Source organism: Klebsiella spallanzanii (assembly GCF_902158555.1).
GTDB classification, from domain to species: Bacteria; Pseudomonadota; Gammaproteobacteria; order Enterobacterales; family Enterobacteriaceae; genus Klebsiella; species Klebsiella spallanzanii.
Genome location: NZ_CABGGS010000044.1, coordinates 351,920 through 365,124, shown reverse-complemented (window position 1 = coordinate 365,124; position 13,205 = coordinate 351,920). Strand labels below are relative to the sequence as shown.

The window sequence follows — 13,205 nt, the reverse complement described above, 5'->3', positions numbered from 1 at the left end:
CGTTTACCAGTGACGCGACTCTGCCGCCTGACGTTACGTCAGGGTCAAGCGCTAAGTATACGGATTTATTTTTCACGACATATCAGGCAGGGGGAGATATTTAGACACCAAAAAAGAGAACAGTCTGAACAGACTGCTTTAAAACGCACCAGCCGTTCAGAACGGCTGGTGGAATGGAATTCACTCAGCTGTGGCGATGCTGATCGCGGCGGCAGCGTTTATCGTAGTGGCGAACCCACCAGTATCTGTCGCTGACCTGTTCATGACCGCCAATACGTGCACCAGCCAGCCACAGTACCGCGCCGACAAAGATACTCAAGATTGCGCCATGCGCGAAAAACTGCGGCAGGTCAAGCTGCGGAAGCTGGTTTAAAATAGAATAACCAACGCCGACAACCATGACGACCAACCCCAACCCCATCAGCACATTACCGAGTAACGAAGCGTTTCTGCGTTTCATATGTCACCTCCGGAACCTTGGGTTGCATGGGAATATCCCCAATTCTTATAGGTCTAGTATAGACAATGAACAATATGGCGATTGCGTGGGCGATCACATAAGCGAACACCAGACCAACAAAAGTTTACAAATAACCCACTGAACAACATCAAATTCTAATTGTTCAAACACGTGATTATCGTTACCAGCCCCGCTTCGCTGGCAGAATTTTGTCAACCGCGCGCGCAGACAGTACACTACGCGCCAGAGAACGATCCAAGCAGGATGAAAAAGTGAGCATAAAATTGATTGTCGGCCTGGCGAATCCCGGCGCTGAGTATGCAGCGACCCGACACAACGCCGGTGCCTGGTATGTGGATTTACTGGCAGAGCGCCACCGTGCGCCCCTGCGTGAAGAGAGTAAGTTTTTCGGCTACACCTCGCGAATTAACCTTGCCGGCGAAGATGTCCGCCTGCTGGTGCCTACGACCTTTATGAACCTTAGCGGTAAAGCCGTCGGGGCGATGGCGACCTTCTTTCGCATCAACCCGGATGAGATCCTGGTCGCCCACGATGAACTCGATCTCCCCCCCGGCGTGGCTAAGTTTAAACTTGGCGGCGGCCACGGTGGCCACAATGGCCTCAAGGACATCATCAGCAAGCTGGGTAATAACCCGAACTTTCACCGCTTACGCGTGGGAATCGGTCATCCGGGCGATAAAAACAAAGTTGTCGGTTTTGTTTTAGGTAAACCACCTGCCAGTGAACAGAAGCTGATTGATGAAGCCGTTGACGAAGCGGCACGCTGTACCGAAGTGTGGCTGAAGGATGGCCTGACCAAAGCGACCAACCGTTTACACGCTTTTAAAGCGCAATAAGCGGTCGACGTGCGGAATTTTTACCGCGCACCGTGTATAATAGGCAAAGCTATTTACTTTTCTGCAATCTGTTCAATATAACAGGTTGATTATCCAAAGATTAAGGTGATTTAAATCATGGGATTCAAATGCGGTATCGTCGGTTTGCCCAACGTCGGCAAATCCACCCTGTTCAATGCGCTCACCAAAGCGGGTATTGAAGCGGCCAACTTCCCCTTCTGTACCATTGAGCCGAACACCGGTGTCGTGCCGATGCCCGATCCGCGTCTGGACAAACTGGCTGAAATCGTCAAACCACAGCGCATCCTGCCAACGACGATGGAATTTGTTGATATCGCAGGACTGGTGAAAGGCGCGTCCAAAGGTGAAGGTCTGGGCAACCAGTTTCTGACCAACATCCGCGAAACCGAAGCTATCGGCCACGTGGTACGCTGCTTTGAAAACGACAACATTATCCACGTCAATAATAAAGTCGATCCAGCTGACGACATCGAAGTTATCAACACCGAGCTGGCGCTGTCCGATCTGGATACCTGCGAGCGTGCTATTCACCGCGTACAGAAGAAAGCCAAAGGCGGCGATAAAGACGCTAAAGCTGAACTGGCCGCGCTGGAAAAATGTCTGCCGCAGCTGGAAAATGCCGGTATGCTGCGTGCGCTGAAAAACCTGACTGAAGAAGATAAAGCGGCGATTAAATACCTGAGCTTCCTGACTCTGAAGCCAACCATGTATATCGCTAACGTCAACGAAGACGGCTTTGAGAACAACCCATACCTCGATAAAGTCCGTGAAATTGCAGCAGCCGAGGGTTCTGTCGTGGTTGCCGTTTGCGCTGCCGTTGAATCAGATATCGCCGAGCTGGACGACGCAGACCGCGATGAGTTTATGGCCGAGCTGGGTCTGGAAGAGCCAGGTCTGAACCGCGTTATTCGCGCCGGTTACGAACTGCTGAATCTGCAGACCTACTTCACCGCAGGCGTAAAAGAAGTCCGCGCCTGGACCATCCCTGTGGGCGCAACGGCTCCGCAGGCCGCTGGTAAAATCCACACCGACTTCGAGAAAGGCTTTATCCGCGCCCAGACTATCGCTTTTGAAGACTTTATTACCTATAAAGGCGAACAGGGTGCTAAAGAAGCCGGGAAAATGCGCGCTGAAGGTAAGGACTATATCGTGAAAGATGGCGATATTATGAACTTCCTGTTCAACGTCTAATCTTCGTTATCACTGAAAAATCCACGCACTGGCGTGGATTTTTTATATCTTCTCACCTTTCCTGAAGGGGGTTGGTCAACCCACCATGCTTTCTCCATCGCGCAATTTTGCCGATTCTATTCATTCGCAGTATTCATCGTTTTCATCAATAGACTAATGGCAAAGCGCTCACTGACGGCGCTGTACAGCTAACGATTTCCCTTGTCATGCCATTGGCCCTCACCTTTAAAATTTCGAATAAAAATTAAAATTCTCTAAATAATGAAATTTAAATTCCATCACAACCCTGATTAACAAATGTGATACTTATCATAATTTTAACATTCAATCTCAATACCAACGCTTTACGCCCCCACTCAAAATCAAATTAATTATCTTATATATCAATTGATTATAAAAAAAGCCAGTACATACACATCGACGCTACACTTCACCCACATTTCACAACCGAAATAAAACTTTCAAAATGTGATCTATTTGCATGTTTGTTTCACAATTAACGGTAATAATAATCTCTCACTAAACGCACTCTGCCCACCCTAAAGGTGCAGCAGAAATCCTAACCCCCCGGAGGATGCAATGAAGGAAGTGAGAGCAGGATTTATTCGTTCCGTTTATGTTAGCTATTGCCATACCATTCATTCACACAAAAGCGCTGCCGGGGACATCCTGAACGTCAACAACCCCGGAGGAAAAACTCCCGCATATACCGCTGATTCATCATTAATCAAGAAGAAACCTCTTTGATCGGTTTTATTCCGCGCATGGCAACAAGCGCTGGATAGTAGCACTAAGAACAAAAACTCATTTCCTGTCAGTCATGCGCCAAAAAGCTAAAAGACAGACCGTGGCTGGAATGGAATGACGTATTTTTATCTCGTGCCGTTAATCAAAACAAAAGGTATAAAAATGTCTCTTATCATGAATCTGAACCTACAGCAGAGAAAGCGACTACACCAAATAACCTTAGTTGCGACATTTGGTGGCCTGCTATTCGGTTATGACACCGGCGTTATTAATGGCGCATTTTCCTCCCTGAAACAATACATGGCTTTGACCCCGACGACAGAAGGTCTGGTAATGAGCGTATTGTTGATTGGCGCTGCCTTAGGTAGTGTTTTTGGAGGGAAATTCGCAGACTTCTTTGGCCGAAGAAAGTACCTTCTCTTTTTATCATTCATCTTTTTCATCGGCGCATTAATGTCCGCTCTTGCGCCAGATATCACCGTACTCCTTATTTCACGTTTCATCCTGGGTTATGCGGTTGGTGGTGCCTCGGTCACCGCGCCCACGTTTATCTCCGAAGTTGCGCCAACGGAAATGCGAGGAAAGCTAACCGGCTTAAACGAAGTCGCAATTGTTATCGGACAATTAGCCGCCTTTGCCATAAACGCCATTATTGGCATTGTCTGGGGCCATCTCCCCGACGTCTGGCGATATATGCTGATGGTCCAGACGATTCCCGCCATCTGTCTTTTTATCGGCATGCTGCGTTCTCCGGAAAGCCCGCGCTGGCTGATCAGTAAAAACCGCCATGAGGAAGCGCTGGAAATATTAAAACAGATCCGCCCGCTCGAGCGTGCAACTAAAGAATTCAACGATATCACCACCTTAATTAAGGCAGAAGCGGACAAAAAGCTGAATTCGCAGAACGCGTTTATGACCATCATCCAGACGCCATGGATTTTCAAACTCCTGCTGGTCGGCGTAATTTGGGCAGCACTGCAGCAAACGACCGGGGTCAACGTCATCATGTACTATGGCACCGAGATCCTCAGCACTGCCGGATTCTCGGAAAGAACCTCATTAATCTGCAACGTACTTAATGGCGTATTCTCCGTAGGGGGAATGTTAATTGGCGTCATGTTCCTCGTGGATCGTTTTAAACGTAAAACCATCATTATTTATGGTTTCGCCATCATGGCAACCCTGCACCTTATTATTGCTGGCGTTGACTACACGCTTGTCGGCGATATCAAAGCAACGGCAATCTGGTTACTCGGTGCAATGTTCGTTGGGGTTATGCAAGGAACCATGGGCTTTATTACCTGGGTCGTACTGGCTGAACTCTTCCCGCTGAAATTCCGTGGATTGTCGATGGGTATAGCGGTATTTTTCATGTGGGTAATGAATGCCATCGTCAGCTATCTGTTCCCATTGTTACAGGCCAAACTCGGGTTAGGCCCGGTATTCCTTATTTTTGCCGCGATTAACTATCTGGCTATTATCTTTGTGGTAACGGCCCTGCCTGAAACATCAAATAAATCTCTGGAGCAACTGGAAGAAGAGTTATCAGCAAATAAATCTACAGCACGATTCAATGCTGCTACAAAGGAAAGCGGATTATGATCGATAATATTACGCAAGATAATCTACATCTGTCGTGTCGGGCAAAAAGCAAATCCGAAGTTCTGGCAATGATTGGCGCTGAATTTAAATCAAAAGGCTATGTCAGTGAAGATTGCGTGACTTTTCTTGCTGAAAGAGAGCGCCAGGTCTCCACCTTTTTAGGCAATGGCATTACGTTGCCGCACCTGCCTAAATCAGCAACCAATATCATTGTTAAAACCGGGGTCGAAATTTATCAGTTCCCTGATGGCGTCATCTGGGACAGAAGTAACGTCATGTTCATTGCCATTGGCGTTATTGCCAAAGAAAGTGAGCATATTGATGTGCTAAGAGAGGTCGCTTCCATTTTTAGTGATGAAATCATCGCCAAGGCGCTGTCATTAATCTCCAACAAGCAGGATTTCCTGAGGATCCTGCAACAAAACTGAGTGTGCAGAATGCATTTGATACGAACAGGAATTGAGTGTCGTAGCCAACCCCAATGATTCATCATCGGTCAAAATGCTTACTGTATCCATGTCATCCCTGTAAAAAGCCTGCTCGCGAGCAGGCTTTTTTATTGACGTTGACCAAACAAATACGCATATCACGGCCATCCCTGGCAAAAATCATCTTCCGCACTGAAGCGGTATCAATATTCATATAATTTACCATAGTGATGGTAACGGATGGATATCGATAAAAACGCGTACATTCATTGCCAAATATCAATATTTATATAACAGGGATTAAAAATGAGTTCTCAGCCAATTTATTTATTTGGTATAACAACTTTCCATCTTGTCACACCTTTACCACGTCGTAGCGCATCGCTGAGGACGGTATATGGCTTTAACAGATTCATCACGGGACGAAATGCCCCGGCAGGAACGCTCTGGTTCAGGGAGAATTTCGGGGCTAGCGCTGCTGGTTGCCAGCGCATTTTTTATGGAGTTTCTTGATGGAACGGTGATTGCGACGGCTCTGCCGGATATGGCAAAGGCGTTTAGCGTCACGGCGATAGACCTTAATATTGGCATCAGCGCCTATCTATTAACTCTGGCGGTGCTGATCCCGGCCAACGGCTGGGTTGCGGAGCGTTTTGGCGCACGAAACGTCTTTACTCTGGCACTGTGCATTTTTACGCTTTCCTCTCTGCTATGCGGTCTGACCCATAACGTTACTGAGTTCGTTCTGATGCGTATCCTTCAGGGGATCGGCGGCGCGATGATGGTTCCCGTAGGACGCCTGGTCGTTCTGCGCACCACCCCGAAAGATCAGCTTATTAAGGCCATTGCCACGCTAACCTGGCCCGCGCTGGTGGCCCCCATCATTGGGCCGCCGCTTGGTGGATTCATTACCACCTACGCCAGCTGGCACTGGATCTTCTTTCTCAACGTCCCCCTGGGGCTGATCGCCATTGTATTATCATTGCGGATGATGCCAAACCAATCGGCTAACGAACGCAGACCGTTTGATTTCACAGGGTTTGTCGCCACTGGCGTAACGATGCTGTGCCTGGTTGCCGGGCTGGAAATGCTCAGCCAACAAAACGCTAGCCTGACCGGGGCAGCAGTCACCATTACCGTTGGCCTCGCTACCCTGGTCTGGAGTATTCGTCATCTTTTGACCAGTAAAACGCCGCTGATTGGCCTGTCATCGCTCTCGGTCCCCTCATTTCGCATCAGCATGCGCGGAGGATTTATCCTTCGTGCGACGATTAGCTCAGCCCCCTTTATGCTGCCTCTGATGTTTCAGGTTGGTTTCGGAATGAACGCGTTTGAAGCCGGCTCGATGGTACTGGCCGTTTTTGCAGGCAACCTGGCGATGAAACCTGCGACAACGCCGCTAATTCGCTATTTTGGCTTCCGTAAGCTGCTTATCGGTAACGGTGTTGCCTGCGTATTGACGCTGCTACTCTGCGCACTGCTAACGCCTGACTCGCCGCATCTGATAACGCTGGTGCTGTTGTTCCTCGGCGGATTAAGCCGTTCCATGCAGTTCACCGGTATCAGCTCACTGGCCTTCGCTGAAGTTCCGTCACAGGAGATGAGCTCAGCCAATACGCTGTTCAGTACTTCACTTCAGCTCGCCAGCGGACTGGGAGTAACAATGGGCGCGCTAAGTATTCGCATGGGCAGCATCCTCAGTGAGGATCTTGGTTACGCCACCGTCCCTGGAATGGGGTTCCGCCTGGGATTTGTCGTCATCGCGATTATCACTGCGCTCGGAGTGTATGACATGACGCGGCTTGCGCCGAATGCGGGTATCAACGTCTCGCAGAAAAAATAGCTTAACGCCGGTCAGCCGATTGTTTTTCATTGCGTGCTCGTTCAACGACAGGATGCATTACAATCAGCTACCGGATACCATTTAACTAAGATAAAACCGACTCATATGGCACGTCAGGGCTATCATAATAAATTCGTCTGCATTATTGAGGCTTAAACTGGTTAGCGTTTCGAACTTCTTAATTCGTTGATACAGCGTATTTACGTGAATGCCCATCTCCTCTGCAGTATTCACTGCGGACTGCCTGTTTTTTAAAAAACAGATAATCGTCACCAACAATATACCGGGTTTGTTATTCTCTTCCAGCACCGGTGAAAACAGATCCAGGATAAAATCTTTTAGTTCCTCAGGGGTATGTTTTATAAACAAACGGTCAATGCCTGAATGACGAAAACTCATTACGCCATTTTTATTTCTGGTTTTAAGAACATCAAGCGCAGTATTCGCTTGTTTAATGCTGGTGATAACCTCCTGGCGTCGCAGAACTGAACTCATCCCCACTTTATAAACCTTGTCCTGCTGATAGCGCGCAATGACTTTTTCCTCAAGAGCGAAAAGCTTTTGTTCATTCATATCAAATATAATTAACGTTATCATGTCAGCATCAAAATAATGAAAAACATTTTTCAATGCGAAATCTCTGGTGAGAACGTTGATTATCGACAAATAGTGTATTTCATCGCTGGTCGCTTGCGGTGTTGTTAGCTTAATGCACAGTACTGATTTATGCAGAACGATGCCCCTGCGGGCAAATGATATTTCACTTTCTGCCGTCAATCCATTCATCATAATCTCAGCGATAAGATCCAGATTCTTTTTATTCTCCAGCGCAACAGAACCCGCCTGCTTGACGATCTCCATTATCACAAACTCTTTTAGCCTGGAGATAATCGATGATACATGTTCATTTAAGTCCTGGTTTCTCATGATAAAAAAGGCGAGCAAGCGCCCCTCATTTTCAAGAGGAAGCAGGCAATAGTTTTTATCGCCCACAATGATTGTCGACACTTTTTTTTCACTGGCGGAGGCACGCAAGTGACTCCACGTCAATGCACTAAGCGATTCACTTAAACTCTGGTTTCCCAGTACATCCAGGTAGTTGAGATCCAAAGAGAGATGTGAAGCGATCGCCGCGATAAAATCACCTAATCTATTGTATTTAATAGATAATGAGACCATCAAATTATAAAAGTCCACGCTCGCGTTCAGCAACGTGTTTTGCGCCTGCAGCTGATTGCGTAGGTCCTCAACGACCCGCAGACTTTCCGTGCGTTCATCATAGAGACGCGCATTGCGCCAGGCCAGCGCCACCTGCGATGAATAGGTTTCGAGTAGCGATTTTGCTAAAGAGTTAAATACAAACTGTCGACTAAATGAAAGCATAGTCAATGTGCCATAGCATGCCGACTAATCGTATACCGGCACACAAATAAGCGAAGTTGCCAGCGGGTTATCTTTGAGTATTTCATCACGCAAGGAAGAGCTTGCCGTAAAGCTGCGGTTGATTTCTTCCCGTGAGTTTAAGACCGCCGTCTGCATTGATTTAAATACTTTACCGGATATCGATTCATGCAGACCTACAATATAATCATAATAATTATTTTTAAACCCAGTCATGGCAACCGGAACCAGTCGGTCGCTTTTATCATCATAAATACGAAAGATTGCCGCATCGCTATATGCAATAGTCTTCAGCGCACCGTCAATAACATGCTGCGTAACAACCTCATGCGAAAGCCCGGAGGCGAGATGCCAGGTATTGTCGCTAATCTTCGTGAACATCGTATTTTGGTAATTAATTACCTCAGTTAAAAGTAATATCTTTACTTCACTGAGGAATACTCTGACATTTTCTTCACTTAGCAGCGCGCGTTCCGTCTGGATGGTAATACGCAATGATTCGATGTGCAGGCATATAATATTAATCGCCATACAATCACCATCCCTTTCACGAATTAATATGTACGATTCATTTTTATCTTCAAAACCGGACGTGTCTCCTGCCATCAGCGCGTCGTAACGTAAATCGGAATGTTCAATATTCACATTCGACTGTGGAAAATACCGCACAGATACAACGCTCAAGGATTTACGCAATGAATCAGAATTATTATCAAATGTAGGAATGTACATAAAAACCATCTCTTGAGTGTATGTTTACACATAGATATTTATCATCACTTCTGTAAGGGTAGCAAGGACAAAATCACATCATCTCATGTCTTATGAGGGAACTTTATGCTCAGTGCTACATTCAAGAATAAAAACAATTTGATAATCCTGATATTGTTTCTGTGTTGGGTCGTAGGGTTTATCGATAAAGCCGCTATTAATATTGCGATCATTCCAATTTCTGCTGATTTTGGACTGGGAAGTGAACAAACCGGTATGGTCATCAGCGGTTTTTTCCTTGCCTATTCGCTCACCCAGCTTATTGGCGGCTACCTTGTCGACCGGATCGGCAGTAAAACCATCTTAACCGGTGCGGTTGCCCTGTGGTCCGTTGCCACCGCTATGGGCGGAATGACAAGCAGCGTTTTCACGCTGGCAGTTACGCGTTTTTTTGTCGGAGTGGGGGAAGCGGTTTTCCCTGCCGGAAGCTCCGTTGTCATCGCCCAAAGGTTTGAAAGAAGCAAAATGGCGCGCGCCAAATCATTCCTGCAATCTGGCGCATCGGTCGGGTTCGCCGTTGGCTCGGTGGTCGTATCTACGCTGATTACCTGGTACAACTGGCGAATCATGTTCTTTGTTTTGGGTATCGCTGGCCTGATTCTGGCTTTCTGCCTGTGGCGCGTTCTGCGCGCCAGTGCCCCGGACACCGCTGGCGTCAAGATGCCACAGCCATCCGCAGTGCACGATAGCATCCCCGAAAAGCAGCGTTTGTTGAATATTATTCGCCGCCCATTAACATGGCAAATCGCCGCCTGCTACTTCTTTACCAATATTGTATTCTGGGGTTTGCAGTCCTGGCTGCCATCCTATTGGGTGAAAGTTAAAGGGATGAGCATGGTCTCCATGGGCGCATGGTCAATGCTGCCGCCGGCCCTGGGCTTTGCCTCATTTTTGTTTTGCGGATGGCTGCTCGACAGGTATTTCCAGGGTCGCGAAAAATACCTGATTGCGATGGGATCTTCTGTCTCAGCGCTGTTCATCTGGCTGATGTTTAACGCCTCTTCCGTGCCGATTGCCTTTGCCTGGCTTTCGCTATCTAACATCTTCCTTAACGCCATCAGCATCAGCGTGTTCGTTACCATCATCAAACAATTTCCAAAGGCCTCAGTAGGTACCGCAACAGGGTTTATTAACTCAATTGCGCAGATAGGTTCCTTCTTATCGCCGCTTATGATCGGGTACTTACTGAAGCTGACCCAACAAAACTACGCTACCGCTTTCCTGTCGATCATTGCCTGCGCGGTCATCACCTGCCTGATTGCACTGTCCATTACTCATTCTACTGGCGCGGCCCAGGCCGAAGCGACATCTAATGTATCCCAATAAAAGAGAGAAACGATGAACTACTTATCGATTATTGAACGTACGATTGAACAACAACGTGAACGTATTACCGCCGTTAGCGACAAGATCTGGGAGTTTGCCGAAGTACGCTATGAAGAAGCGCAGTCTGCTGAACTGATGGCGCTGGCGCTTGAAGACAATGGCTTTCAGGTCACCCGAAAGGCTGGCGGTATCGATACGGCTTTTGTCGCCGCCTACGGCAGCGGAGAACCGGTCATTGCTTTTCTCGGCGAGTATGACGCCCTGCCCTCATTAAGCCAGCAGGCCAATTGCGATATTTTTTCTCCCGTCGTCGCTGCGGGAAACGGGCACGGCTGCGGGCATAATCTTCTTGGTGCAGGCGCGCTGGCCGCTGCGCTAGCCACCAAAGCCTGTATGCAAGAACTCGGTCTGGCGGGAACGGTAAAATACTTTGGCTGTCCGGCTGAAGAAGGCGGCGGCGGCAAGGCCTATATGGCGCGTGCTGGGCTGTTTGACGGCGTTGACGTCGCGTTCACCTGGCACCCGTGGGACGAGAATCTGGCCTACAACGCCAGAATGCTTGCAACTAACCAGGTGAAATATCTGTTTAAAGGCAAAAGCACCCACGCAGCATTCAGTCCGCACATGGGCCGCAGCGCGCTTGACGGCGTTGAGCTGATGAACGTTGGGGCCAATTTCCTGCGTGAACATATTATTCCTGAAGCGCGGCTCCACTACGCCATCACCAACGCGGGTGGCAACGCTCCAAACGTGGTGCAATCTGAGGCCCATGTTCTGTACAAAGTACGCTCACCCAAAATGCAGGAGGTTCGAGAAATCACTCAGCGCGTTGACGATGTCGCTCGCGGCGCGGCGCTGATGACCGGAACGGAAGTCACCATTGAATTTGATGCGGCCTCAGCCGATCTTATCCCTAACGTCACTCTCGCCAGCGTAATGAACGAAGAGTTGCTCAAAATTGGCCCGGCGACCTTTAGCCCTGAAGAAAAAGCCTTCGCCCAGGCGATACAAGAGACCTTTTCTGAGGAAGAAAAGCGCAAAGTCGCCAAAAGGGGCCGCACGCTATCCGAAGACATCACGCCGTTTCGCCAGGAACCTGATTTCCTCAATGGCTCAACGGACGTTGGTGATGTGAGCTGGCTGCTGCCTGTCGGCCAGGTCTATATCACCACCTGCGCCTGGGGCACACCACCGCACTCATGGCAGATGGTTACCCAGGGAAAAACCTCCTACGCCCACAAGGGGCTGCTGCTGGCTGGTCGTGTGATGGCCGCCTCGGCAATTCGCGTTCTCACCACCCCGACGATCATTTCACAAGCGAAGGAAGAACACCTTGAGCAAAGAGACCACGAAGAGTACCGCTCGCTAATTCCTCAAGACGCAAGGCCACGCTCACTAAACCGATAACTAATGCAAAGGCGGTGCAATACCGCCTTTATTCTAAAATGATGAGGCGCTAAAAATGAAAATGTATAAAATCACACTGCTTGCGGTGGTTATACTTACGTCCGCAGCAACCCCCGCGGCAGAAATATATAATAAGGATGGCAATAAACTCGACCTGTATGGTAGCGTTCGCGCTCGCCACTATTTTAGCGATGATACAACCGTTGATGGCGACAATACCTATTTCAGATTAGGTATTAAAGGCATGACTAAAATTAATGACGAGCTCACCGGTTTTGGTCAATGGGAATATAATATTCAGGGAAATCGCGCGGAATCTGACGGTTCAGACGGTACCAAAACCCGCTATGCTTATGCCGGGTTAAAATACGCTGACCTGGGTTCCATCGACTATGGCAGAAATTCCGGCGTGCTCTATGACGTCGCCAGCATAACCGACTATGCGCCAATCTTTGACATCATGACCGATAGCTATACCGACGGCTTTCTTACCGGCAGAGCCAACGGGCTGTTAACCTGGCGCAACACCAACTTCTTCGGCCTGAACGATAACCTTAAATTCGCTCTGCAATATCAGGGAAAGAATGGATCCGGGAGTAACAATAGCAGCCGTTCAGTCTATGGTTCTAACGGCGATGGCGCAGGCGCATCAGTTAGCTACGATTTCGACTGGGGCGGCTCTCTGCTGGCCGCTTACGGCAACTCACGACGCACGGCGCAACAGGAGGCGTTGTCTTACGGTGGTGGTAAGCACGCGGAAATGTGGGCTACCGGTTTTAAATACGATTCTGGCAGTCTTTATGCGGCGGTAAAATATTCTCAAGGATATAATATTACGCCTATCAAAAATTATGGTTATGCGAATAAAAGTGAAAACTTCGAAGTTTATACTCGCTACGTTTTTGATAACGGCATTATTCCCGGCATTGGTTGGTTCCAGTCGCGAGGAAAAAATATCGAGAATAGTGGCGACATCTATTTAATGAAATATCTCGATATTAACCTGTCCTGGTTCCTGAACAAAAATTTCTTTACCTATGTCGATTACAAAATAAACCAGCTGGATAAAAATACGCCTTTCGGTATTTCGACCGATGACACTTTTGGCGTTGGCATGACCTGGCAGTTTTAATATCCAGCCACCACGCAAG

12 protein-coding genes are annotated in these 13,205 nt (G+C 48.2%); 8 read left to right on the top strand and 4 right to left on the bottom strand.

Features of this window, described 5'->3' with window-relative positions:
* Window positions 1–184: 184 nt before the first annotated feature.
* Entirely contained in the window at window positions 185–460 is a 276-nt protein-coding gene (gene ychH, locus FN082_RS24470) for a stress-induced protein YchH (RefSeq protein ID WP_004103160.1), read from the bottom strand.
* A gap of 272 nt (window positions 461–732) precedes the next feature.
* Here ychH and pth point away from each other — a divergent pair, with 272 nt between their 5' ends.
* The 4 genes from pth to FN082_RS24450 all read left to right on the top strand — a co-directional run bounded on the left by pth (window position 733) and on the right by FN082_RS24450 (window position 5,306).
* Window positions 733–1,317: an aminoacyl-tRNA hydrolase gene (pth, locus tag FN082_RS24465; RefSeq protein ID WP_004121831.1), complete on the top strand. Its 585-nt coding sequence runs from the start codon at window positions 733–735 to the stop codon at window positions 1,315–1,317.
* A 117-nt stretch (window positions 1,318–1,434) separates the two neighbouring features.
* Window positions 1,435–2,529, top strand: a complete 1,095-nt coding sequence (ychF, locus tag FN082_RS24460) for a redox-regulated ATPase YchF (protein WP_139537617.1) — start codon at window positions 1,435–1,437, stop codon at window positions 2,527–2,529.
* Between the two features lie 909 nt (window positions 2,530–3,438).
* Window positions 3,439–4,878 carry a sugar porter family MFS transporter gene (locus FN082_RS24455; RefSeq protein WP_142982546.1) on the top strand — a complete coding sequence of 480 codons (1,440 nt, stop codon included), beginning with the start codon at window positions 3,439–3,441 and terminating at the stop codon, window positions 4,876–4,878.
* A complete protein-coding gene (locus FN082_RS24450; protein WP_139537619.1) occupies window positions 4,875–5,306 on the top strand; it encodes a PTS sugar transporter subunit IIA in 432 nt (143 codons plus the stop codon). The genes FN082_RS24455 and FN082_RS24450 overlap by 4 nt, the downstream gene beginning before the upstream one ends.
* A gap of 91 nt (window positions 5,307–5,397) precedes the next feature.
* Here the strand turns inward: FN082_RS24450 and FN082_RS30365 are convergent, their stop codons facing one another.
* On the bottom strand, window positions 5,398–5,520 hold the full coding sequence (locus FN082_RS30365; protein WP_268887488.1) for a hypothetical protein: 123 nt from the start codon (window positions 5,518–5,520) through the stop codon (window positions 5,398–5,400).
* A gap of 183 nt (window positions 5,521–5,703) precedes the next feature.
* On the opposite strand from FN082_RS30365, the gene FN082_RS24445 reads away from it, so the two are divergent.
* Window positions 5,704–7,149: an MFS transporter gene (locus FN082_RS24445; RefSeq protein ID WP_139537620.1), complete on the top strand. Its 1,446-nt coding sequence runs from the start codon at window positions 5,704–5,706 to the stop codon at window positions 7,147–7,149.
* 81 nt (window positions 7,150–7,230) lie between these two features.
* Here the strand turns inward: FN082_RS24445 and FN082_RS24440 are convergent, their stop codons facing one another.
* Entirely contained in the window at window positions 7,231–8,532 is a 1,302-nt protein-coding gene (locus tag FN082_RS24440) for a PucR family transcriptional regulator (RefSeq protein ID WP_142982535.1), read from the bottom strand.
* Window positions 8,533–8,556: 24 nt separating this feature from the next.
* Window positions 8,557–9,282, bottom strand: coding sequence for a hypothetical protein (locus FN082_RS24435; RefSeq protein ID WP_142982534.1), 726 nt, complete (start codon window positions 9,280–9,282; stop codon window positions 8,557–8,559).
* A 105-nt stretch (window positions 9,283–9,387) separates the two neighbouring features.
* Here FN082_RS24435 and FN082_RS24430 point away from each other — a divergent pair, with 105 nt between their 5' ends.
* Genes FN082_RS24430 through FN082_RS24420 form a run of 3 tightly spaced genes read left to right on the top strand, consistent with a single transcriptional unit; the run spans window position 9,388 to window position 13,186 of the window.
* The gene (locus FN082_RS24430; RefSeq protein ID WP_142982533.1) at window positions 9,388–10,647 is read left to right on the top strand and encodes an MFS transporter; all 1,260 of its coding nucleotides are present in this window, start codon (window positions 9,388–9,390) and stop codon (window positions 10,645–10,647) included.
* A 12-nt stretch (window positions 10,648–10,659) separates the two neighbouring features.
* A complete protein-coding gene (locus FN082_RS24425; protein ID WP_142463198.1) occupies window positions 10,660–12,054 on the top strand; it encodes a M20 family metallopeptidase in 1,395 nt (464 codons plus the stop codon).
* A gap of 55 nt (window positions 12,055–12,109) precedes the next feature.
* The gene (locus tag FN082_RS24420) at window positions 12,110–13,186 is read left to right on the top strand and encodes a porin (RefSeq protein WP_142982532.1); all 1,077 of its coding nucleotides are present in this window, start codon (window positions 12,110–12,112) and stop codon (window positions 13,184–13,186) included.
* The last annotated feature ends 19 nt before the right edge of the window (window positions 13,187–13,205 follow it).